The following is a 22,830-nucleotide window of genomic DNA, read 5'->3' as shown; positions in this document are numbered from 1 at the left end:
TGTGAATGATAATCATTATCATTCATACCCACGCACCTTGTCCAGTTCCGCCACCGCACGACCTGTGCAGGTCGGGGCAGCGGATCATGGGCGGCGCGAGTTACTGCGCTTCTTTCAGCTGCTCGAGGATGGCCGGATTTTCCAGCGTGGAGATATCCTGCGTGATGGTTTCGCCCTTGGCCAGCACGCGCAGCAGGCGGCGCATGATCTTGCCAGAACGCGTTTTCGGCAGGTTGTCGCCAAAGCGGATTTCCTTCGGCTTGGCAATCGGGCCAATCTCTTTGGCTACCCAGTTGCGCAATTCCAGCGCCAGCTTCTTGGCTTCCTCGCCGGTCGGGCGCGCCTGTTTCAGCACGACGAAGGCGCAGATCGATTCGCCGGTGGTGTCGTCTGGTTTACCGACCACCGCGGCTTCGGCGACCAGCGGATTGGCCACCAGCGCCGACTCGATTTCCATCGTTCCCATGCGGTGTCCCGACACGTTCAGCACATCGTCGATGCGGCCGGTGATGGTGAAGTAGCCGGTGTCCTTGTTGCGGATGGCGCCGTCGCCGGCCAGGTAGTAGGTGCCACCGAATTCCTCGGGGAAGTAACTGGTCTTGAAGCGCTCCGGATTGTTCCAGATGGTGCGGATCATCGCCGGCCATGGACGTTTCACCACCAGGATGCCGCCCTGCCCGTTTGGCACATCAACGCCGGCTTCATCGACAATCGCCGCCATGATGCCCGGCAGCGGCAAGGTGCAGGAGCCCGGTACCATCGGCGTCGCGCCCGGCAGTGGCGTGATCATGTGGCCGCCCGTTTCGGTCTGCCAGAAGGTGTCGACGATCGGGCAGCGCTCGCCGCCGACGTTCTTGTAGTACCACATCCAGGCTTCCGGATTGATCGGCTCGCCGACCGAACCGAGCAGGCGCAGGCTGGACAGATCGAAGTTCGATGGGTGCACGGCAGGCGTAACATCCGACGCCTTGATTAGCGAGCGGATGGCGGTCGGCGCCGTGTAGAAAATCGAGACCTTGTGCTTGGCGATGGTGTCCCAGAAGCGGCCCGCGTGCGGGAAGGTCGGCACGCCTTCGAACACCACTTCGGTGGCGCCGACGGCCAGCGGGCCGTAGGCGATATAACTGTGGCCGGTGACCCAGCCGATGTCGGCGGTGCACCAGAACACATCGGCGGGCTTGATGTCGAAGGTCCACTTCATGGTGAGTGCGGCCCACAGCAGGTAGCCGCCGGTGGAATGCTGCACGCCTTTCGGGGTGCCGGTCGAGCCGGACGTGTAGAGGATGAACAGCGGGTGCTCGGCGCCGACCCATTCCGGCTCGCATTCAGCGGCCTGGCCGTCGACCAGGTCGTGCAGCCAGGTGTCGCGGCCCTCTTTAAAAGCGATGGCGCCGCCGGTGCGCTTGTAGACGATGACGTCGCGAATGGTGTCGCAGCCGCCCAGCGCCAGCGCTTCGTCGACGATGGCTTTCAGGGGCAGCGCTTTACCGCCGCGCTGTTGCTCGTCGGCGGTGATGACCGCCACCGCGCCGGCATCGATGATGCGTTCCTGCAGCGACTTGGCGGAGAAGCCGCCGAACACCACCGAGTGGGTGGCGCCGATGCGCGCGCAGGCCTGCATGGCGGCCACGCCTTCGATCGACATCGACATGTAGATGATGACGCGGTCGCCCTTCTTGATGCCGCGCGATTTAAGGCCGTTGGCGAATTTGCAGGTGCGTTCGTACAGTTCGCGGTAGGTGGCGCGCGTGACAGTACCGTCGTCGGCCTCAAAAATGATCGCGGCCTTGTCGGCGTTACCGTTTTGCAGGTTGCGGTCGAGGCAGTTGTACGACGCGTTCAGCGTGCCGTCCTTGAACCATTCGTAGAACGGTGCGTTCGATTCGTCCAGCGTGCTGGTAAACGGGGTGTGCCAGTCGAGGTTTTCGCGGGCCAGCCTGGCCCAGAACCCTTCGTAGTCGGCGCCGGCTTCCGCGCACAGGGCGTCGTAGGCAGCCATGCTCGGGATGGCGGCCTGGGCGGCAAAGGCGGCAGGCGGGGCAAACACCCGGTTCTCCTGCAAGCCATGGTTTTCCTGCTGGGATGTTTCGATCTCGGCCATGATTGTCTCCTTATAGTCGTTATGCGGCATACCTTAGGCGTGCACGCTTACTGCGCCCTTACATCGCTGGCGTTACAGGGTCCCTGTTGCCGATTTTACCAAGCTTTCCACAATGCGAATGGTACCCGCGGCGGATGAAGACCACACGGCCGCCGGGGTGTAAAATGCCGAGTTGAAACTTGCCTCCTGGAGTACGCAACAATGTCAGAAAATCAACGCCCCGAAATCCCACGCCACATGACGCCACTCAACCGTGTTGTGTTTGCCAGCCGCTGGCTGCAGGTGCCGCTGTACCTGGGCCTGATCCTGGCGCAATGCGTGTATGTCTTTCACTTCTGGGTCGAGCTGAAAGACCTGATCGGCGCCGCCATGGGCAACCAGGCAGCGCTCAGCCACATCCTCGATGCGGTCACTGTTCCCGGCGCCGATCGCCCCGACAAACTGAATGAAACGACGATCATGCTGGTCGTGCTGGGCCTGATCGACGTGGTGATGATTTCGAACCTGCTGGTGATGGTCATCGTCGGCGGCTACGAAACCTTTGTCTCCCGGATGAACCTGGAAGGCCATCCGGATCAACCGGAATGGCTGTCGCACGTCAATGCGTCTGTACTGAAAAGCAAGCTGGCCATGGCCATCATCGGCATTTCGTCGATCCATTTGCTCAAGACGTTCATCAGTGCCGAGGCTTATGAAGTGAAGGTACTGGTCGCCCAAACCGTCATCCATACCGTGTTCCTGCTCTCGGCCCTGGCCATCGCCTACACCGACCGCATCATGACCGGCACCCAATACCAGTCCAAGTCACATTAATTTTTCGAGAATGCCATGACCATCATCAAGCAGGAAGACCTGATCGAATACGTTGCAGCATGCCAGTAGGGCGGTAGCGTGTCACAAGCCTCGCGTGCAAAATTTGTACAAATTAGGTGATTCTGTGAGGCAACTTTTCCGCTGCACCAAAAAACAAAAGCCCGAAAGTAAAACCTCGGGGCTTTTGTTATTTAGGCTAACCTAACCTAACCGAACCAGTCAGGCCCTGCTTGATGCTTACGCGGATTTGCGACGACGTGCAGCGGCGATACCGACGAGGCCAAGGCCCAGGATTGCCAGCGAAGCTGGTTCAGGTACGGCGGCGGTTGCAGCAGCCCGGTTGATGACGATGTTATCAACGACGAGATAAAAGCCAGATGCAGCAATCTTGAACGATTTGAGGTTCGTAAAGCCGCTCAGCAACTCGGTGGTGAAATCGTTCGTGGAAACAATGTTGTTATTGTTTAAGAGATAAGTCGTCGAAATCGTGGCCCCGTTGGCAAAAGTTCCGGTCAAAGTCGCTTTCGCGTTATAGCTAGCAATGCCGTTGTAAACCCAGTTAGCCAAATCAATGCTATTTACGCTAAAGAGCGGTTGGGCAGTGCTCGTCAACGTTATTGAACCCCCGCTAAGGATCCGCAGATAGTCGGTGCCATTCGAGGCATCGCCTACGTTGGTGAACGTCGCCGAATCGAATACATACAACGATCCTGACGGTGTCAACGCGTAGCCTGGCAGTGGTACGTACTGGCCACCAGAGGCGTAACTTACGGAGCGGCCAGGGCCAGCGATGTCCTCGAATGTAATGACATCAGCGTGTGCCACGGCTGCGCTCGATGCAAGGATGGCGGCGAGCAGGACAGTTTTGAACTTAGAAGCGAACATGGCAGAACTCTTTACTTGAAGAGGAAACCGTCAGTAAAGCATTATTCGTGCCAGAAAATTAAGTTTATTAAAATCAACCACTTATCGTTGTAACTTTGCAATACACATTTCCAAGTGTAAATATTTTCGACAGTCGTGAGACGTCGTTGACGCGTTCTGCTACATGACTATGAGCATTTCGACAACGCATTACCAGCTGAACAAGCCGTCTGCAATCAACAAGCTGTGTCGCCTCGTTTACTTCGCGTGCTTTGCGCTATTTCTTAGCCTTAGAACCTATCTCGGTAGGTAGGAGGAAGCGGGTGGCGACATGCGCGTCCGCGATGCATGGCGAGTGTGGGCAGGGCGACCCGACAACTATCGCCATCGCCTCCCTGGTGCCGGACTCTGCTCTAGATCGTAGGCGGGCACGAGGTGCTGGAGGCAATCGGCCGGGTGGTAGAATGAAGAGTTAATTTTTTGAACCTTTCGAGAATGCCATGACCATCATCAAGCAGGAAGACCTGATCGAATCCGTTGCAGCCGCCCTGCAATACATCAGCTATTACCACCCGGCCGATTATTTGCAGCACCTCGCGCGCGCCTACGACCTCGAGCAGAGCCCGGCCGCCAAGGACGCGATCGCCCAGATCCTGACCAACTCGCGCATGTGCGCCGAGGGCAAGCGCCCGATCTGCCAGGACACCGGCATTGTCAACGTCTTCCTGAAAATCGGCATGGGCGTGCGCTTCGAAGGTTTCAGCGGCACCGTCACCGACGCCGTCAACGAAGGCGTGCGCCGCGCCTACAATTTTGATGACAACAAGCTGCGCGCCTCGATCGTGGCCGACCCGCATTTCGACCGCAAAAACACCAAGGACAACACCCCGGCCGTGGTGCACATGGAACTGGTCGAAGGCAATACGGTCGACGTGAAAGTGGCGGCCAAGGGTGGCGGTTCGGAAAACAAATCGAAGTTCGTCATGCTCAATCCGTCCGATTCGCTGATCGACTGGGTCATGAAAACCGTGCCGACCATGGGCGCCGGCTGGTGCCCGCCCGGCATGCTGGGCATCGGCATCGGCGGCACCGCCGAAAAGGCCATGCTGATGGCCAAGGAAGTGTTGATGGACGATATCGACATGTACGAACTCAAGCAGCGCGGCCCGCAGAACAAGCTTGAGGAACTGCGCATCGAACTGTGCGACAAGATCAATGCCCTCGGTATCGGCGCGCAGGGCCTGGGCGGCCTGACCACCGTGCTGGACGTAAAGATCAGCATGTACCCGACCCACGCGGCATCGAAACCGGTGGCGATGATCCCGAACTGCGCCGCCACGCGCCACGCGCACTTCGTGCTGGACGGCTCGGGTGCCGCCTACATCGAGCCGCCTGCGCTGTCGAGCTGGCCGGATGTCAGCTGGGCGCCGGACACCGAGAAATCGAAGCGCATCGACCTCAACACGCTGACCAAGGAAGAAGTCGCGTCCTGGAAACCGGGCCAGACCTTGCTCCTGAACGGCAAAATGCTGACCGGCCGCGATGCGGCCCACAAGCGCATCCAGGACATGCTGGCCAGGGGCGAGCCGCTGCCGGTCGACTTTACCAACCGCGTAATTTATTACGTCGGCCCGGTCGATCCGGTGCGCGATGAAGTGGTGGGCCCGGCCGGTCCGACCACCGCAACGCGCATGGACAAGTTCACTGACATGATGCTCGAACAGACCGGACTGATCTCGATGATCGGCAAGGCCGAGCGCGGCCCGGCGGCGATTGAATCGATCAAGAAGCATGGCTCGGCCTACCTGATGGCAGTGGGCGGCTCGGCCTACCTGGTCTCGAAAGCGATCAAGTCGGCGCAGGTAGTGGGTTTTGCCGACCTCGGCATGGAAGCGATTTACGAGTTCGACGTGGTCGACATGCCGGTGACGGTGGCGGTCGACTCGACGGGAACGTCGGTGCACAACACCGGCCCCAAGGAGTGGGCAGCGAAGATTGAATCGCTCAAGGCGATCAACATTCCTGTCATCGCCGCCTGATCGGGTGCCCCTGTGACGCCCGCCCCTGCTGTCAGCACGGCCCCGATCGGCATCTTCGATTCGGGTGTCGGTGGCTTGTCGATCCTGCGCCATATCCGCGCCCAGCTGCCGCATGAGCAGTTGCTGTACGTGGCCGACTCCGGTTTTGCACCCTACGGCGACAAGCCGGAGCAGATAGTGGCCGCGCGTTCGCTGTCGATCGCGCAGTTCCTGGTCGCGCGCGGCGCCAAGGCGCTGGTGGTGGCCTGCAATAGCGCCACCGTGGCGGCCATCAAGGTACTTCGCGAGCACTATCCGGACATGCCGATCGTGGGCGTGGAGCCGGGCCTGAAACCGGCGGCGGCGGCCAGCCGCAGTGGCAAAGTCGGCGTGCTGGCCACCGACATGACACTGCGCGGCGCCAAGTTTCTGGCCCTGCGCGAACAGGTCAGCGCAGCCACCGGCGTGCAATTTTTGTTGCAGCCGTGCGTGGGCCTGGTCGACCAGATCGAACTGGGCAACCTGGGCGCCCCCGAGATCGAAGCGCTGCTCACGCGCTTCATCACGCCCCTTCTTGAAGACGGCGCCGACACCATCGTGCTGGGCTGCACCCACTACCCGCTGGTGCGCGCCACGATCGAGCAAGTGATTGCGGCGGCCACGACGGCGCCGGTCACGCTGATCGACACGGGCGACGCGGTGGCGCGCCAACTGGCGCGCTTGCTGGGGCAAGCCAACTTGCTGCGCAGCGAGGGCGGCGTGACGAAAGTAGCCGGCTTCACCAGCGCCAGCATTTCCGCGCTTGGGGCCGCATTTGCCAACCTGGCCGGCGTGACGGCGCCAGTGGTGCAAGTGGGCTTTCCGGTGCCGACGGCAGCCGCTTTTCCGGCACAGGATTGACCGGACAATAAAATTTGCCAGCAGGCGCAGTTGTTTGTATAATCTCGTTCTGTTCGGGCAACCCCTGAACAGAAAACGTAAGTCAGTGGTGGCTGTAGCTCAGTTGGTAGAGTCCAGGATTGTGATTCCTGTTGTCGTGGGTTCGAGCCCCATCAGCCACCCCAAAGAATATGCAGTAAATCAAAGGTTACATGCTTCGGCTTGTAGCCTTTTTTGTTATGGGCGCCGCTTCACTGCGTTAAATGGCTTATCGGCGCGCCGGCTTTTTAGCCCGGCCGGCAGCCCATCCCAACACCGCCCACCCGAACGACCAGTAGGCCACGTCCTGCAGCCAGGCGCCGACGAGGAAACTGTCCTCGCTACCGATCGCGCTGAGCAGGTTGATCGACCCCTCGACGGAGATACCCGGAACGTCGACGATATACCGTACCGGCCAGCCGCCCGCCACCAGCGCGCACGGCCGCTCGCCGATCACATTGGGGCACAGGCCAGGCACAGTGCCTCGGAGCGCGCTCGACAGCAACGAGGCGGCGATGCCCAACGTGACGATCAGAAGCAGTCTGCGCAGGGTGCTCATCGCGGCGCCTCAAGGGTTGATTCAGCCAGCACTCATTGTATCGTCATGCGTCCGTCACATTACGCTGCTAAGCTGGAAAATTGCCCACTTTCTGCCCCCACGCCATGCGCCCTCTTTCGTTCGCCGCTTCCGCCGTCCTGCTGTTCACCATTCACACTGTTCAGGCGGCTACCCCCACGGTGGCGGTCGCCCTGCCGGCGCCACCAAAACTGGTGGTGGTCCTGGTCGTCGACGGCCTGCCCAACGAGCAGCTGCAGCGCTACCGTGACCAGTTCGGCCAGGGCGGCCTGCGCCGCCTGATGGATCAGGGCGCCACGTTCAGCAATGCGCACCAGGCGCATGGCGTGACGGTCACGGCGGTGGGCCACGCGGCGATCCTGTCCGGCGCCTACCCTTACCAGCACGGCATCATCGGCAACAACTGGATCGACCCGGTCACCAGGCAATCGGTGTACTGCACCGAAGACGCGGCTTACACCTATATCGGCGAAGAGACCAAGGCCGGCGACGGCACCTCGCCGAACCGGCTGCGCGTGGACACGCTGGGCGACCAGCTGCGTTATGCAACCGGCAACCGCGCCAAGGTCATCGCGGTATCGGGCAAGGACCGCGGCGCAATCCTGCTGGCGGGCAAATCGGGCACGCCGTATATGTACATGGACAAGACCGGCAATTTCGCCTCGTCGACCTTCTATATGCAGCAGCATCCGCAATGGGCGCAGCGCTATGCGGCAACCAAGCCGCAGGAACGCTACTACGGCAAGAGCTGGAAGCCGCTGCTGGCCGACGCGGCCTACGCCACCGATGCGCCGGACGAGCTGTATCCGGCCACGCCAGCGTCGCCGAACCGCTTTCCGTTTGCCTACTACAGCGACAGCGGCGACATCGATGCCGGTTACTACAATCGCCTGAAAGCCAGCCCCTTCCTCGATGAGCTGACGCTCGATTTCGCGCGCGCGGCGGTCGAGGGCGAGCAGCTCGGCAACAACCCGGCCGGCGTGCCGGACCTGCTGGGCGTAAGCCTGTCGGCGCACGACTACGTCAACCATGCGTACGGTCCCGAAAGCAAGATGTCGCACGACCACCTGCAACGGCTCGACCGCATGCTGGCCAACTTCATGAGCTACATCGACCGCAAAGTCGGCGCCGGCAAAGTGCTGTACGTCCTGACGGCGGACCATGGCTTCCCGAACACGCCGGAGTTCGCAAAAGCCGCGCACCAGGATGCCGGCCGCATCGACGGCGCCAAGCTGACGGATGCCCTGAACGGCGCGCTGGCCGCCAGATACGGCAAGCCGAAACTGGTCATCGCGCAGTCGGTGCCGAACCTGCACCTCGACTACGCGGCCATCGACAAGCTGGGCCTCGCCCGTGCCGACGTCGAACACAGCGCCGCGCAGTTCCTGCGCACGCAGGCCGGAGTAGCGGAAGTGTTCACCCGCACGCAATTCGAAGCGGGTGCGGTGGGCAATGCCGGCACCACGCGCCTGGGCGTGCTGATGCAGCGCGCGTGGAACCGTGAACTGTCGGGCGACCTGATCGTCATCACCAAGCCGAACTGGCTGTTCGGCTCGGGCAGCACCGGCACCTCGCACGGCTCGCCGTATGCGTACGACACCAACGTGCCACTGGTCTTGAGTGGCCCGGCCTGGATCAAGCCCGGCCATTACGGCCAGTACGCCGAAACCGTCGACATCGCCCCCACCCTGGCCAACCTGCTGCGCGTGCGCCCGCCTGCTGGCGCCGAAGGCCGCGTCCTGACCGAACTCCTGCGCACCAACTAAGCTGCCTAAAATCAATTGCAAAAGAATTAGGGTCAGAGTCGAATTTTTGAGCAATTGATCACGCCACGCGCGATATAACTTGTTGATTTTATGTGGTTTTCTGCAATCAATTGGCCAATAATTCTACTCTGACCCTAATTGTTGGGCTATTGATTTTGGGAAGATGTTGTATCGTTGGGCGAACCATATGGGCGTGAAAAAAGGGAGTGCTTTGAAGCACTCCCTTTCTTGTTGGCGCTGCGGTTTTATGCTTTTGGTGACGGCGCCACGTGACCCTGCGCCAGCAATTCCGCTTCGGCGTCGCGCACTTCCTTGCTGGTGGGGGTGGCGACTTCGCTGAGCAGATTCAGCAGCATATCCTGCGCGCTGTTGCGGGTCTGCTTGCTGCGCGGTTTGCGGCGGCGGTAGTGGCCGTCGCTGTCGAGCTCCCACGCGTCGACATTGTCTTTCAGGTAGGGATACAGGCCCTCGCGCAGCACGCGCTTTTTCAGCGCCGGCGACTTCACCGGGAACGCCACTTCCACCCGGCGCAGCAGGTTGCGACTCATCCAGTCGGCACTGCTCAGATACACCTGGCTGTCGCGCTCGTTGCGGAAGTAGAAAATCCGCGTGTGCTCCAGAAAACGCCCCACCACCGAACGCACCCGGATGTTGCTCGACAAGCCCGCCAAACCCGGCCGCAGCGCACACGCGCCGCGTACGATCAGGTCGATGCGTACGCCGTCTTCCGATGCATCGTACAGCGCGCGGATGATGGTTTCATCAGTCAGCGAATTCATCTTCGCGATGATGCGCGCCGGCTTGCCGCTGCGCGCAATCGATGCTTCCTTGCGGATCGCCTGGCACAGATGCTTTTGCAGCGTAAACGGCGCCAGCCACAGGTTCTCCAGCGCTTTCGGCCGCGTCAGGCTGGTCAAATGGATGAACACCTCGTTGACATCGGAGGTGAGCGCCACATCGGCCGTCATCAGGCCGAAATCGGTGTAGTGGCGGGCGGTGGTCGGGTTGTAGTTGCCGGTGCCCAGGTGGGCGTAACTGCGCAGCGTGCCGTTTTCGCGACGCAGCACCAGCGCCATCTTGGCATGGGTTTTCAGGCCCACCACGCCGTAGACCACCTGCGCGCCCGCTTCGTCCAGGCGCTCGGCCCAGTTGATGTTGGCTTCTTCGTCGAAGCGCGCCATCAGTTCGACAATCACCGTCACTTCCTTGCCGCTGACCGCCGCCCTAATCAGCGCCTCGACCAGCTCCGAATCCATGCCGGCGCGGTAGATGGTCTGCTTGATGGCCAACACGTCCGGGTCGCGCGCCGCTTCCTTGATGAAGTCGACCACCGGCTGAAACGATTGAAACGGATGGTGCAGCAGTACATCCTGCTTGCGCAAGGTGGCGAAGATGTCGCGGTTGCCCAGCTTGGCCGGAAAACCCGGCATAAACGGCGCAAATTTCAATTCAGGGCGCGCATTGCTGTTGACGATTTCCAGCAACCGGCCCATGTTGACCGGCCCGTCCACGGCGAACAGGCGGCTGCGGTCGATATTGAACTGGTCCAGCAAAAAGTCGGACAGGTGCGGCGGGCACGCGTGCGCCACTTCCAGCCGCACCGCGAAACCGTAGTGCCGGCTGTGCAAACCGCTCTGCAGCGCCTGGCGCAGGTTTTTGACCTCGTCCTCGTCGACCCAGAGGTCGCTGTTGCGCGTCACGCGGAACTGCGAATACGACAGCACTTCGCGCCCCGTGAACAGGTCGGCGATGTGCGACTGGATCACCGACGACAGCAAGCAATACGAGGCCCCCTTCTGGTCGGACAATTCGTCCGGCAGGCGTATTACGCGCGGCAAGACGCGCGGCGCCTTCATGATGGCAATCCCGCTGCCGCGCCCGAACGCATCCTTGCCCGCCAGCTCGACGATGAAATTCAGGCTCTTGTTGATCACGCGCGGGAACGGGTGGGCCGGGTCAAGCCCGACCGGCGTGAGCAGCGGACGGACCTGCTCGTCGAAGTAACGCTTGACCCACGCCTTCTGGGCCGGATTGCGGTCGCTGCGGCGCAGCAGGAAAATCTGCTTCTCGGCCAGCTGCGGCAGGATCTGGTCATTAAGCAGTGCGTACTGGCGCGCGATCAGGCGGCGCGCTTCGTTGCTGACGTGCTCCAGCGTCGCCGCAAACACGCCCGACAAATCGCCGTGCGCGCTGTCGATCTTGTGCTGCGCCAGCAGGCTGGCCACGCGCACCTCGAAAAATTCGTCGATATTGCTGCTGACAATGCACAGAAAACGCAGGCGCTCAAGCAGCGGCAAAGTGACATCCTCGGCCTGGGCCAGCACGCGCAAATTGAATTCCAGCAGGGACAGTTCGCGGTTAAGGTATTGATCGGTTTCCGGGATGGCGACACGGGCGGGCCCGGTGCCGGGTGACTTCATATCCATGTGGCAATTCCTGTTCGAAGACCAGCTATCTTAGTGAACAAGTATGACAGGACTGTTACAGAAAAGGTAAGTGACCGACCCACCGTGGCCGCGTACCTGCGCGACGTCATTCGGCGGTCACATTAATTGCTTAACATCAACTCGTTATAATGGTTGCAACGCTGGCACTGCAGCGTTGCCGAAATTGGTGCCGATGCTCGAGCCGACCGGACAAAGCTGCCCGTGCGGTCCTCCTGCACAAGACCTGGCCAGTGTGCCCGTGCAGTGTGACGCGATGATGACCGCCCCGGACCTGAACTGAACCATGAGAAAAATCGTCCTGAATATCCTGTCCCGCACCAAACCGTACCTGCACCTGGCCTGGCCTCTGTGCGCCTTGCTCGGCGCCGCCCTTCTCTGGGTCAATCTCATCAGCAACGCCAGGGTCGAAAGGCAAGCCGCGCGCGCGCTGCTGGTGCAGCAAACCGCGACGTATGCAGAAGCCTACGCGCAATACCTGACCCGCTCGATCGCGCAGATGGACCAGGTCACCATGCAACTCAAGCACAGCTGGGAACATGCGCGCCGCACCAGCTTGCTGGAAGACATGAAGGCAGCGGGCATGTTCAGCGATGCCGCCTTCGTCAACGTCAGCGTGCTCGACCGCAACGGCACCTTGCGCTCTTCCACGCGGCCCGGGCGCGGCAGCGTCAACTTTGCGCAAGCCGACTTTTTCAGCGCGCACAGCAACAGCAATTCCAGCGCCCTGCGCATCGGCGCCACCCCCGTCGGCAGCGCGGCCCAGGACCTCCCCTGGCTCGGCCGCGACGTGGTGTTGCTGACGCGCCGGCTCGACACTGACGACGATGAATTCGACGGCGTGGTGCTGATGGCCATCGACGCCGGCTACTTCACCGCCTTCGGCAGCCCGGCCATGCTGGGCCGCGCCGGCGTACTGGGCGCGGCCGGCGGCGACGACCATTTGCGCGTCGAGCAGACCGCCCACGGCAACCCGCACCTGGGCGCGCCTGGCGCGATCCTGCCGCCCGACGCCAGTCGATGGTCGGGCGCGGCCGGCATGCAACTGCTGCCGGCCGCCAGTGCCGATGGCTACACGCGCATGCTGGGCTGGAAAGCCTCGAGCGACTACCAGGTGACGGCGCTGGTGGCCCTGAGCCTGGACGACGCGCTGGCGCCGGCGACAAGCCACTGGCGCGCCAGCCGCAACAATGCGCTGGCCGCCTCCGTCGCGCTGGCTGTGCTGGCGCTGCTGGCCAGCATCCTGACCCTGCGCGCCGCCGCGCGCGAGCGCGAGCAGGACGAAGTGCGGCGCGTCTACCGTACCGCCACCGAACACGCCAACGATGGGTTTTACATGGCCTCGCCGGTGCGCGACCGCAAGGGCGCCATCACCGACTTCCGCATCGTCGATTGCAACGAGCAGGGCGCCTGGTTCTACGGCTACCAGCGCGCCAGCCTGGTCGGCAAACTGCTCTCCGAGGTGAACCTGGGCACCGATCACGCAACACTGTTCGCGTCCTACCAGGCTGCCATGGAAACCGGCTTTTACGAAGAAGACCGGCGCATTTCCGACGAACCGGGCATGAATCTGCGCTGGGGCCACCGGCGCCTGGTGCGGGTCGGCGCGGGCCTGGCCATCACCCTGCAGGACATCAGCGAGAGAAAAGCGCACGAGGCGCAGACAGCGCGCCTGGTCAACGAAGACAGCCTGACCGGCTTGCCGAACCGGCCCGCCTTTCTGCACTACGCCCAGCAGGCGCTCGAGCGCGCGCAGCAGGATGGCGCCGCCTCGGCCTTGCTGTTCATCGACCTCGACGACTTCAAGCAGGTCAACGATACCCATGGCCACGGCGCCGGCGACCGCCTGCTGCAAGCGGCCGCCGCGCGCCTGCTGTCCCTGCTGCGCCCGCAGGACCGGGTGGCGCGCTTCGGCGGCGACGAATTCGTCGTCCTGCTCGATTGCTGCGACGGCCCGCTGCACAGCGCCAGCGTGGCCGAGCGCGTCATCGGCGCATTTGCCCAGCCCTTCCCCATCGGCGATGGCGTGCAGGTGCTGGTCGGCGCCTCGGTCGGCATTGCGCTGGCGCCCAACGACGGCGCCGACGCCAGCACGCTGATCCAGCACGCCGATATGGCGATGTACGCGGGCAAAAACGACGGCAAGGGGCAGTACCGCTACTTCGACCACGCCATCTCGCATGCGGCGCGCACCCGCATGCAGCTCAAGCAGCGCCTGGCCGACGCCATCGACGCCGGCCTGCTTGTGCTGCACTACCAGCCGCGCGTTGATACCGGCTCGGGCCAGCTGCGCAGCATGGAAGCGCTGCTGCGCTGGCACGACCCGGTGCTCGGCCACGTGTCGCCAGCGGCCTTCATTCCCGTCGCCGAAGCGGGTGGCCTGATCCTGCGCATCGGCGAACTGGTCGTCGAACAGGCCTGCGCGCAGCTTGCCGCGTGGCGCAATGATGGGCTCGATCCGGTGCCTGTCTCTATCAATATCTCGCCCAAGCAGTTCATGCGGCGCGGGCTGGCAGCGCAAGTCGGCGCGGCCCTGGTCCGGCACCGGATCCCGGCCCACCTGCTGCAAATTGAAATCACCGAGTCGGCCATGCTGGGCGAGCAGGACGAAGTGGTGGCCGAACTGGCCGCCCTGCGCGCCCTCGGCCTGGCCCTGTATGTCGACGATTTCGGCACCGGCTACTCGTCGCTGTCGCAACTGCAGCGGCTGCGCATGGACGGCCTGAAAGTCGACCGCGCCTTCACCGCCCAGCTGGGCGTGGCGGCCGAAGGTAAAGTGTTTTTCCAGGCGATCGTCTCGATGGCGCACGCACTGGGCATGTCGGTGGTGGCCGAAGGCGTCGAAACACCGGCCGAACTGGCCGTGCTGGCCGCGCTGCGCTGCGACGAGGTGCAAGGCTACCTGATCGACCGGCCGATGCCGGCGGCGCAGATGGCGGCCCTGCTGCAACGGCGCCTGGCGCTGGCGTAATTACGTCAACCGATAATTGATCGGCAGTAGCGGCGGCGGCAAATCGGGGTCGCCCAGCGCCGCGCGCAGGTCGATCTCGATGGCGCGGCAGATGGCGTCGAGCGGCAAGTCATTCGCTTCCGTGCCGAACGGTTCCTCGATCTCGTCGCCGAGCACGTCCAGGCCAAAAAAGGTGTAGGCCACAATGGCGACCACGAACGGCGTCATGAAGCCGATCGAATCGACCAGCCCGAATGGCAGCAAAAAGCAGTACAGGTACGAGGTGCGGTGCAGCAGCAACACGTAGGAAAACGGCAGCGGCGTATTCTTGATGCGCTCGCACGAGGCGGCGGCGCCGGTCAGCGCCGTCAGCGTGGTGTCGATGGCCACGGCCAGGCAAGGGTCGATGCGGCCTTCCTTCATGCACAACTGCAGGTCCATGCCCATTTGCTGCATCAGGTAGGCGGGCGGATTCGGCGCACCCTGCAGCGCGGCCCATTCGGCCGGCGCCAGCAGGTCTTGCGTGGCGCGCGCCGGCGCTTGCTGGCGCAGCAGGTCGCGCACGGCAAAGTTGAAGGCGATCGCGCGCAGCACCATGCGCACGCGGGTGTCGGCCAGGCCGTCCGCAATGGTGGCCGGCGCAGGATAGTCGATCAGGCTGCAGCACTGGCGCGCCAGGCTGCGGCTGCGCAGCACCTGCTCGCCCCACAGCTTGCGCCCTTCCCAGAAACGGTCGTAGGCTGCGTTGTTGCGAAAGCCGAGGAAGATCGCCAGCGGCAAGCCGATCAGCGTAAACGGAATCGTCGTCAGCGTGATCTTCAGGTGAAACAGGTCGCCGTGCGACCAGGTCACCAGCGTGGCGATGGCCACGTTCACGATCAGCGCGGGCAGGATGCGCGGCACGATCGAGCCGCGCAAGGCGAGGAACAGCTTGATGCCCGAGGGGCGCTCGCGCAGGATCACCGGTGCGCTAGCCGACCGACACGGACAGCGCCACGCTCACCTCGTCCCAGCAATCTTTTTCCTTCTCCAGCCAGAACATCACGGTCGGATGGCGCTTGGCCCAGTCGGCGCCCACGCCGATATCGATGCGCGACTTCATGCGCAGCCGGATGCCTTCGATGTGTTCGTCGAGACGCGCATGCATCATCATCGCGGCCAGGCGCAGGGCCAGCTGGGCGCGCGCGAAATCAGGGTCGCCCAGCTGCTCCTTCACCTTGCGCAAATTGCCCTTCTGGCCCAGCACGAGCTTACCCATGATGGCCTGGTCGCCGGTGGTAAAGCCCGGCATGTCGGCGTTCTCGACCATGTAGGCGCCGTGCTTGTGCGCGCCGCTGTGGGAGATGGCCTGGCCCACTTCGTGCAGGCGGCTGGCCCAGTCGAGGTAACGCTGGTACGGTCCCGCCTCCGGATCGAGCTGCAGGTGCAGGTGGCGCGCCAGCGCGGCAGTGCGCGCGGCGCGTTCTTCGTCCACCCGAAAGCGGCGCTGGAACACTTCGATGGCCTGGTCGCGCCGGTCGAGCCGGTTCGAGCGCATCTCCAGGTCGCACAGCGCGCCCAGGCGCAGGCCGGCGTTGATGGCCACCATGCGCGGCACCTGCAATTCTTCCATCACGCCCAGCAGCACCGACAGGCCGCCCAGCATGACGAATACGCGTTCACGCTTGATGCCGGGCAGCAGGAAGCGGTCGACGTGGCCGCAGCGCACCAGCACCGCTTCGAGCGCCTTCAGGCTGGAGAACGACATCGCGCCGTCGCCGATGCCGTTCACGGCGATCACTTCGGCAATCGCGCGGATGGTGCCGGACGAGCCATACACGGCCTCCCATTCACCGGGCCGGAACAGGGCGGCGGCGTCATCGAAGCGCGAACGGGCCGACGTGATGGCGGCCTCGAACGCGCGCGCGTCGATCTTGCCGTCGGGGAAAAAGGTGATGCTCTGCTGCTGGGTGCCGATACCGAACGACTCGACCACGTCGATGTCGTTGCCGCGCCCGAGGATCAGCTCGGTGGAGCCGCCGCCGATATCGATCACCAGGCGCGCCTCGAGCGGGCGCGCCACTTCATGCGACACGCCCATGTAGATCAAGCGCCCCTCTTCTTCGCCCGAAATGATCTCGATCGGATAGCCGATGGCCTGCTCCATCAGCGGCATGAAGGCCGCCACGTTGCGCGCCACGCGGAAAGTGTTGGTGGCCACCACGCGCACCCCGGTCAACTGGTGCTGGCCGAGAATTTCCTTGAAGCTGCGTAGCGCGCGCACGCCGTCGGCAATGGCCTCGGCGCTGAGGATCTTGTCCTTGTCCAGCCCGGCCGCGAGGCGCACCGGGTCGCGCGCGGTCTTCACCACGCGCATCCGGTTGCCGGCCTGGTGGCCAATGTGGAGGCGAAAACTGTTGGACCCTAAATCGACTGCAGCAAACATGATGGAAATACCTTTGGATGGAAAGCAGCGGCCCGCCACGGGCCGCAAAAGTGCGCATAGTGTGACAGATTGCGCCAGATCAAAGTGCGGCAACGATGTCGATCCCACCACAGGTGTGCGGCAGGCGGGCGCAAAAAGGTCTACCATGAACCAACTCTTACTAGCTCAGCCGAGGCATTCTCGCCATGGAAACCGAACTCAAATTGACATCCAGCGTGGACCACCTGCATAAAATTTCTTCGCAGCGATTGCTGCAGGATTTTGCCACGAAGGAGCCGGTCACACGCCAACTCACCTCGCATTATTTCGACACGCCCGATAACGCCTTGCAAAAGCACGGCCTGTCGCTGCGGGTGCGCGAGGATGCGCAGCAGCGCACCCAAACGCTCAAGGGCCAGCCGGACGGGGCCGCTGCCGGGCCGCTGGTGCGGGGTGAATGGGAATCGGCGGTGGGCACCAGTAGCCCCGATGTGCGCGGCCTGCTCCAGGCCAATCACTTGCCGGCAAAGTATGCGCGCATGCTGCGCCGTGTCGAACGCAGCGGCACGCTGGCCGAACTGTTCACGGTGCAGGCAAGGCGCACCACCTGGACGCTGGAGGTGGACGGCGCCAGCATCGAGATGGCGCTCGATGAAGGCACCACGCTGGCCAATGGCGCCCGAAGTACGTTTGCCGAAATCGAACTGGAACGCAAGTCCGGCAAAAAATCGGCCTTGTACACGGCGGCGCACCAGCTGGCGCGCCACATCCCGGTGCAACTGAGTTTTGTCAGCAAGGCCGAGCGTGGCTTCGCCTTGCTGGGCCAAGGGATGCAGCCGCGCAAGGCCAGCGCCATCGCCTTGCCGCGCCGCGCCAGCGTCGAGCAGGGACTGCGCCGCATCCTGGCCGCCTGCCTCGAACATGCGCAAAGCAATGCCCAGGGGTTTCTCGAGAGCGACGACCCCGAATACCTGCACCAGTTGCGCGTCGGGCTGCGCCGCTTCAAGTCGGCGCTGAAACTGTTTCGCGACCTGGTCGCCCTGCCCGCCGACCTGCAGGCGCAGCTCGACGACGTTGCCGTCATGCTGGGCGCAGCGCGCGATGCCGACGTGCTGCTGCTCACCACCTTGCCACGCATTGCCGACGCCGGCCGGCACCGCGATTTTCTGCAAAGCCTGTTCGAGCATGTGCAGGCAGATGCGCACGAAAAACGCGCGGCCGCGCGCCGCGCCGTGCACGCCACCCACTACGCGCAAATGATGCTGGGCCTGTTCGCGTGGGTGGACGGCAAGCGCTGGCGCAAGGACGCCTCGCGCGCGGGCCGCGCGCGCCTGCGGCGCCCGTTGGCGATCTTCGCACGCGGCGCGCTCGCCGCCGCACATGACAAGGTGCGCAAACGCGCGAACACGGTGCACAAACTCGGCGACCACGACAGCAGCTCGCTGCACCGGCTGCGCATCGGCTGCAAGCAGGCCCGCTACGCGGTCGAGTTTTTCGGCGCGATCGAGCGCAGCAACAAGGCCAAGCGCTATGTCAAACAACTGTCCGCCGTGCAGCATGCGCTGGGCGTGCTCAACGACAGCCACGTGGCGCAGACCATCCTGGCCGGCTATGCGCAGGCGCGGCCGGAACTGGCCACGCAGGTGCATGTTGTGGCGGCGTACCTGAACGGCATTGCCGCGGCGCGACTGGCGCAACGCCAGGCGCCATGGCGCAAGCTGGCCCATCCCGCCGCCGCCGCGGGCGTGCGCGACCTGATCCGCAAAGGGGGCCGTTGATGGAACTCATTTTATGGCGCCACGCCGAAGCCGAAGACGGTGACGACGACATGGCGCGCGCCCTCACCCCAAAAGGCTGGCGCCAGGCGGAGCAGATGGCGCAGTGGCTGAAGGCCCAGTTGCCCGGCGCCGTGCGCATCGTCGCCAGCCCGGCAGTGCGCACGCGCGAGACGGCCGATGCGCTCGCGCTACCATACGAAATCGACCGCCGGATTGCCCCGGATGCGGACGCCGACCAGTTGCTGGCGGCGAGCGGCTGGCCAGATAGTCATGGTCTTGTCATTTTAATAGGGCATAATCCTGCTATGAGCGTACTGGCTTCCCGTTTGGCGGGCGCGCAAGAATCGGCCTTGGTCCTGCGCCGCGGCGCGACCTGGTGGTTCGCCTGCAATACCGACGCAGCCCAACCCCGGCTGACCCTCAAGACAGTGATGACACCGTCGTTGCTGGCATCGGCATAGAAAGGAAGTCCTCCTGGAGAGCTTGCTATGGAACAATTTTCTGAATTAATAGATGCGCCGCGTCCCGATGCGGACCTGCTGCACGACAAGCGCTACAGTTCATCGATCGAATCGCTTGCACGCGAACTGGCCGTGCCCATCGACGACGTGCTGGCACGCTACCAGACCACCCTGGCCACACTGGCGCCCAGGGCGACGGTGACAGATTACATTGCCATCCTTGTGGAAAAGAAAGTAAAAGCCCTGTACCGGGCCGGTTACCGTAACCTGCAAGCACAGCGCTTCGCGCTCTAGCACCGTGCCTTTTTGCACTCAGCATTCGCTTCCCTACTGAAAGCCTGAACAGATGAACAAAAAAACCAATCGCAGCAACCTGCGCGGCCCGACCGCCAAACCTGCCGCCAGCATCGTCCCATCGGCCACGCTGGCACTGGATGGCGAGTTGCCGCTGGCGGCATCGCACGGCGTGTCCGCACCTGAACCGCTCGCCGCACACGACGTGCTGCACGCTGCCATGGCGCCGCTGGACGGCGCCGCTGCCGACGCCACCGCGCCGGTAGCAGACGGCGTGGCGGTCGAACCAGCCATCGACACGCCAGCCGAGGTCGCGGCCACGCCGGCGGCAAGCGCCAAACCGAAGCGCGACACCAAAAAACCGGCAAAGTCCGTAACTGTCGATGCTCCGGCCGTGCCGGCCAAAGCTGCCAAAGCCGTCAAGGACAAGTTCGTCAAAGTCACGTTCGCGCTGCCGGAAAGCGAAGCAGGCTTGCTCGACGCGATGAAAAAAACGCATCAGGGCAACGGCGTCGCACTGAAAAAAGGCCAGTTACTGCGTGCCGGCCTGCTGGCCCTGGCTGATCTCGACTCCGCACACATTGCCAAACTGGTGGCCCACCTGCCGGCTGCGCCGGTTGCCACCAAAAAGAAGAAGTCGTCGACAAAGTAACACGCGAAGTTTGCAGCACGGCCCCACCTTTTCCTGCAACAGACCTGCGCGGCGCCCATCGGCGCTGCCACCCACGCTTGCACCGATTCTGTCGCGCCAAGCGATCCGGTGCAAGTCGCGCCTTCCTTGCCTTGCAAGCAATAATCGAAAAAATCAGTACTGCCAAGCAACAGACTAGTCGTCTCTGCGTGATATGATCGTTCCGGTCTACCCGGCGCCGACATCGACACGGCACGCCCGGCACCATGGCTGCAAGCTCGGCCAATGACGCGGCTGTCCCGTACCGTCCAAGTGGAAATAACATGAGCATCAGGAAGCGCAACAATGTGCAGGTGCACGGTACTGGCCCAGCCACGCTGGTGCTGGCGCATGGCTTCGGCTGCAACCAGAATGTGTGGCAGCGCATGCTGCCGTTCTTCGCCGACCGATACCGCATGGTGACGTTCGACCTGGTCGGCAGCGGTGGCTCCGATGGTGCCGCGTACAGCCGCGCCAAATACGGTGCGCTGCACGGCTATGCGGATGACCTGCTGGAAGTCATGGATGCATTTTGCGACGGCCCCTGCATTTACGTCGGCCATTCGGTCAGCGCCATGATCGGCATGCTCGCCACCATCCGCGCACCGCAACGCTTCATGGCCCAGGTCATGGTCGGCCCCTCCCCTTGCTACATCAACGACGGCGACTACGCCGGTGGTTTCGCACGCGCCGATATCGACGAACTGCTCGACGCCATGGCCGGCAATTACCTGGGCTGGTCGAGCAGCATGGCGCCGACGCTGATGGGTACCGACAACGGTCCCGCGCTTGGCAGTGAATTGACTATGTCGTTTTCCAACAGCGACCCGGCCATTGCCCGCCATTTCGCTGAAGTGACGTTCCTGTCGGACCATCGCGCCGACCTGCCGCGCTCGTCCACCCCGACCCTGATCCTGCAATCGACCCAGGATCCGGTGGTGCCGCTGGGCGTAGGCACCTACCTGCACCAGCACATCGCCAACAGCACGCTGGCCGTGATCGAAAATATCGGCCATTACCCGCACATGAGCGCCCCGCTCGACAGCGCTGCGGCCATGTCGGCCTTCCTGCACCAGCGCGCGCTGTGAAAGGGCGCGCGCACGCATGACCGTCCCGCTCATCTCCGCCACCGAAGTGGTCGAGCGCGCCCCGTGCGGCCTGCTCGCGGCCGGGCCGGATGGCCTGATCGTGCGCATCAACGCCACCATGTGCGGCTGGCTCGGCATGCCCCCTGAAGATTTGCTTGGCAAGAAATATCTGCCGGAACTGTTCACCGTCGGCGCGCGCGTGTTTTACCAGACCCACTGCCTGCCGATGCTGCAAGTGCAAGGTTCCGTGGCCGAGATCCAGGTCGACGTGCCGCACCGGGACGGCACCCGCATCCCGATGCTGATGAATATCGTGCGCCAGCACATCGACGGCCATTGCCACGACGAAGTGGCGTTCTTCATTACCAAGGAACGGCGCTCGTACGAACGCGAACTGGTGCAAGCACGCAAAACCGCCGAGGCCGCGCTCGAAGCGCGCCGCGACGCCGAGTCGAAATTGCTGGAACTGAACGCCGCGCTGTCACAGGCGGACCGCCGCAAGGACGAGTTCCTGGCCACCCTCGCCCATGAGCTGCGCAACCCGCTGGCGCCGATTCGCAACGTCATCGAATTGCTGAAACTGCAGCTGCCCGCCAACGAACAGGCCACCCGGCCGCTGGCGGTGCTGGAACGCCAGGTGGGCCACCTGCGCCACCTGGTCGACGACCTGCTCGACATTTCGCGCATCACGCTGGGCCAGGTGGCGCTGCGCAAGGCACGCGTGCTGCTGGCCGAGACCATGCAGGCCGCCGCCGACGACACCCGTCCTCTGGCAGCAAAAGCCGGGCACCGGCTGCACCTGGTGCTGCCCGACCCAGGCGTCACGCTCGACGCCGACCCGACCCGCCTGATGCAGGTGATCCTGAACCTGCTCAATAACGCCGTAAAATACACACCGCCCGGCGGCGATATCTGGCTGACGGCCAGCTTCGACGATGGCCAGGCCGTGATCACCGTGCGCGACACCGGCATCGGGATGCCGCAGCAATCGCTGTCGACCATATTCCACATGTTCTCCCAGCTGACCCCGGCGCTGGAACGTTCCCAGGGCGGCCTGGGCATTGGCCTGGCGCTGGTGCGTGGCCTGGTTGAGCTGCATGGCGGCAGCATCAGTGCCGCCAGCGACGGGGTCGGCCTGGGCAGCCGGTTCGAGGTGCGCCTGCCGGCCCACGCCAGCGCAGCGCTTGTACTGGCGCCGGCCACGGCGCTGGCCGTCGCGGCGGCGCAGCGCCGGATTCTGGTGGTCGACGACAACGTCGACGTCACCGAAACCATGACGATGCTGCTCGAGACGGTCGGCCACCACACGGCGTGCGCGCACAATGGCGCCGATGCGCTGTCCCTTGCTGCGGCATACCGCCCGCATATCGTGATCCTCGATATCGGCCTGCCCGATCAGAACGGGTATGAAGTGGCGCGCAAGTTGCGCCAGCGCGAAGAAGGCGCGACCGTGTTCCTGGTGGCCGCCACCGGCTGGGGCCAGGACGCCGACCGCGAGCGGGCCAGGCTCGCCGGCTTCGACCTGCACATGACCAAGCCGATCGACTTCGGAAAATTGCAGGAAGCAATCGCTGCCTTGCCGTAAAAGCACGTTTTTGAAACGCTGAAACAGTCACAAAAAGTCACCTGTGCCACGCCTTTTTATGTGCACAATTCAAGTCCCGGACCAATCTCACGCAATTCT

17 protein-coding genes and 1 tRNA gene are annotated in these 22,830 nt (G+C 63.4%); 12 read left to right on the top strand and 6 right to left on the bottom strand.

All coding sequences use genetic code 11. From position 1 onward, the window contains the following. Positions 1-100 precede the first annotated feature (100 nt). A complete protein-coding gene (gene acs / locus V6M87_RS19045) occupies positions 101-2,101 on the bottom strand; it encodes an acetate--CoA ligase (RefSeq protein ID WP_332878230.1) in 2,001 nt (666 codons plus the stop codon). A 201-nt stretch (positions 2,102-2,302) separates the two neighbouring features. On the opposite strand from acs, the gene V6M87_RS19040 reads away from it, so the two are divergent. Continuing rightward, positions 2,303-2,914 (top strand): YqhA family protein, encoded by a 612-nt coding sequence (locus V6M87_RS19040; protein WP_332878229.1) that lies wholly within the window; start codon positions 2,303-2,305, stop codon positions 2,912-2,914. 237 nt (positions 2,915-3,151) lie between these two features. Here V6M87_RS19040 and V6M87_RS19035 read toward each other — a convergent pair whose 3' ends face one another. Then, complete coding sequence (locus V6M87_RS19035) at positions 3,152-3,799, bottom strand: PEP-CTERM sorting domain-containing protein (RefSeq protein ID WP_332878228.1); 648 nt, start codon at positions 3,797-3,799, stop codon at positions 3,152-3,154. A gap of 479 nt (positions 3,800-4,278) precedes the next feature. Here V6M87_RS19035 and V6M87_RS19030 point away from each other — a divergent pair, with 479 nt between their 5' ends. The 3 genes from V6M87_RS19030 to V6M87_RS19020 all read left to right on the top strand — a co-directional run bounded on the left by V6M87_RS19030 (position 4,279) and on the right by V6M87_RS19020 (position 6,860). Then, on the top strand, positions 4,279-5,817 hold the full coding sequence (locus V6M87_RS19030; RefSeq protein ID WP_332878227.1) for a fumarate hydratase: 1,539 nt from the start codon (positions 4,279-4,281) through the stop codon (positions 5,815-5,817). 12 nt (positions 5,818-5,829) lie between these two features. Continuing rightward, a complete protein-coding gene (gene murI / locus V6M87_RS19025) occupies positions 5,830-6,696 on the top strand; it encodes a glutamate racemase (RefSeq protein ID WP_332878226.1) in 867 nt (288 codons plus the stop codon). A gap of 88 nt (positions 6,697-6,784) precedes the next feature. Then, positions 6,785-6,860 (top strand) — tRNA-His (locus tag V6M87_RS19020). 83 nt (positions 6,861-6,943) lie between these two features. Here V6M87_RS19020 and V6M87_RS19015 read toward each other — a convergent pair. Next, entirely contained in the window at positions 6,944-7,273 is a 330-nt protein-coding gene (locus V6M87_RS19015; RefSeq protein ID WP_332878225.1) for a hypothetical protein, read from the bottom strand. A 104-nt stretch (positions 7,274-7,377) separates the two neighbouring features. On the opposite strand from V6M87_RS19015, the gene V6M87_RS19010 reads away from it, so the two are divergent. Continuing rightward, entirely contained in the window at positions 7,378-9,057 is a 1,680-nt protein-coding gene (locus V6M87_RS19010; protein ID WP_332878224.1) for an alkaline phosphatase family protein, read from the top strand. Positions 9,058-9,302: 245 nt separating this feature from the next. Here the strand turns inward: V6M87_RS19010 and ppk1 are convergent, their stop codons facing one another. After that, positions 9,303-11,483 (bottom strand): polyphosphate kinase 1, encoded by a 2,181-nt coding sequence (gene ppk1 / locus V6M87_RS19005; RefSeq protein WP_442920617.1) that lies wholly within the window; start codon positions 11,481-11,483, stop codon positions 9,303-9,305. A 304-nt stretch (positions 11,484-11,787) separates the two neighbouring features. Between ppk1 and V6M87_RS19000 the strand changes: the two genes are divergently transcribed. Continuing rightward, positions 11,788-14,472, top strand: a complete 2,685-nt coding sequence (locus tag V6M87_RS19000) for a bifunctional diguanylate cyclase/phosphodiesterase (protein WP_332878223.1) — start codon at positions 11,788-11,790, stop codon at positions 14,470-14,472. On the opposite strand, the gene V6M87_RS18995 is transcribed toward V6M87_RS19000, so the two are convergent. Both V6M87_RS18995 and V6M87_RS18990 read right to left on the bottom strand, forming a co-directional pair. Beyond that, positions 14,473-15,414, bottom strand: a complete 942-nt coding sequence (locus tag V6M87_RS18995; RefSeq protein ID WP_332878222.1) for a bestrophin family protein — start codon at positions 15,412-15,414, stop codon at positions 14,473-14,475. Positions 15,415-15,421: 7 nt separating this feature from the next. Next, a complete protein-coding gene (locus V6M87_RS18990) occupies positions 15,422-16,876 on the bottom strand; it encodes a Ppx/GppA phosphatase family protein (RefSeq protein WP_332878221.1) in 1,455 nt (484 codons plus the stop codon). Positions 16,877-17,061: 185 nt separating this feature from the next. On the opposite strand from V6M87_RS18990, the gene V6M87_RS18985 reads away from it, so the two are divergent. The 6 genes from V6M87_RS18985 to V6M87_RS18960 all read left to right on the top strand — a co-directional run bounded on the left by V6M87_RS18985 (position 17,062) and on the right by V6M87_RS18960 (position 22,731). Then, on the top strand, positions 17,062-18,633 hold the full coding sequence (locus tag V6M87_RS18985; protein ID WP_332878220.1) for a CYTH and CHAD domain-containing protein: 1,572 nt from the start codon (positions 17,062-17,064) through the stop codon (positions 18,631-18,633). After that, positions 18,633-19,094, top strand: a complete 462-nt coding sequence (locus V6M87_RS18980) for a SixA phosphatase family protein (RefSeq protein WP_332878219.1) — start codon at positions 18,633-18,635, stop codon at positions 19,092-19,094. Before V6M87_RS18985 ends, V6M87_RS18980 begins: the two co-directional genes overlap by 1 nt. A 27-nt stretch (positions 19,095-19,121) precedes the next feature. Beyond that, on the top strand, positions 19,122-19,388 hold the full coding sequence (locus V6M87_RS18975) for a DUF3562 domain-containing protein (protein ID WP_332878218.1): 267 nt from the start codon (positions 19,122-19,124) through the stop codon (positions 19,386-19,388). A gap of 52 nt (positions 19,389-19,440) precedes the next feature. Further along, positions 19,441-20,040: a hypothetical protein gene (locus tag V6M87_RS18970; protein WP_332878217.1), complete on the top strand. Its 600-nt coding sequence runs from the start codon at positions 19,441-19,443 to the stop codon at positions 20,038-20,040. A 302-nt stretch (positions 20,041-20,342) separates the two neighbouring features. Beyond that, positions 20,343-21,146, top strand: a complete 804-nt coding sequence (locus V6M87_RS18965) for an alpha/beta fold hydrolase (protein ID WP_332878216.1) — start codon at positions 20,343-20,345, stop codon at positions 21,144-21,146. Between the two features lie 16 nt (positions 21,147-21,162). Continuing rightward, a complete protein-coding gene (locus V6M87_RS18960) occupies positions 21,163-22,731 on the top strand; it encodes a hybrid sensor histidine kinase/response regulator (protein ID WP_332878215.1) in 1,569 nt (522 codons plus the stop codon). Positions 22,732-22,830 lie beyond the last annotated feature (99 nt).

Origin of the sequence: Massilia sp. S19_KUP03_FR1, assembly GCF_036688685.1 — a bacterium.
Lineage (GTDB): Bacteria > Pseudomonadota > Gammaproteobacteria > Burkholderiales > Burkholderiaceae_D > JALYUM01.
Note: the sequence above shows the minus strand (reverse complement) of the source record. Positions and strands in the feature narration are given on the sequence as shown.

Coding starts and splice junctions, on each gene's coding strand:
- V6M87_RS18960 (WP_332878215.1), top strand. CDS start 21,163: ATGACCGTCCCGCTCATCTCCGCCACCGAAGTGGTCGAGCGCGCCCCG.
- V6M87_RS19015 (WP_332878225.1), bottom strand. CDS start 7,273: ATGAGCACCCTGCGCAGACTGCTTCTGATCGTCACGTTGGGCATCGCC.
- V6M87_RS18965 (WP_332878216.1), top strand. CDS start 20,343: ATGAGCATCAGGAAGCGCAACAATGTGCAGGTGCACGGTACTGGCCCA.
- V6M87_RS19010 (WP_332878224.1), top strand. CDS start 7,378: ATGCGCCCTCTTTCGTTCGCCGCTTCCGCCGTCCTGCTGTTCACCATT.
- V6M87_RS19030 (WP_332878227.1), top strand. CDS start 4,279: ATGACCATCATCAAGCAGGAAGACCTGATCGAATCCGTTGCAGCCGCC.
- V6M87_RS19040 (WP_332878229.1), top strand. CDS start 2,303: ATGTCAGAAAATCAACGCCCCGAAATCCCACGCCACATGACGCCACTC.
- V6M87_RS18980 (WP_332878219.1), top strand. CDS start 18,633: ATGGAACTCATTTTATGGCGCCACGCCGAAGCCGAAGACGGTGACGAC.
- V6M87_RS18985 (WP_332878220.1), top strand. CDS start 17,062: ATGGAAACCGAACTCAAATTGACATCCAGCGTGGACCACCTGCATAAA.
- V6M87_RS19000 (WP_332878223.1), top strand. CDS start 11,788: ATGAGAAAAATCGTCCTGAATATCCTGTCCCGCACCAAACCGTACCTG.
- V6M87_RS18990 (WP_332878221.1), bottom strand. CDS start 16,876: ATGTTTGCTGCAGTCGATTTAGGGTCCAACAGTTTTCGCCTCCACATT.
- V6M87_RS19035 (WP_332878228.1), bottom strand. CDS start 3,799: ATGTTCGCTTCTAAGTTCAAAACTGTCCTGCTCGCCGCCATCCTTGCA.
- ppk1 (WP_442920617.1), bottom strand. CDS start 11,483: ATGGATATGAAGTCACCCGGCACCGGGCCCGCCCGTGTCGCCATCCCG.
- acs (WP_332878230.1), bottom strand. CDS start 2,101: ATGGCCGAGATCGAAACATCCCAGCAGGAAAACCATGGCTTGCAGGAG.
- V6M87_RS18975 (WP_332878218.1), top strand. CDS start 19,122: ATGGAACAATTTTCTGAATTAATAGATGCGCCGCGTCCCGATGCGGAC.
- V6M87_RS18970 (WP_332878217.1), top strand. CDS start 19,441: ATGAACAAAAAAACCAATCGCAGCAACCTGCGCGGCCCGACCGCCAAA.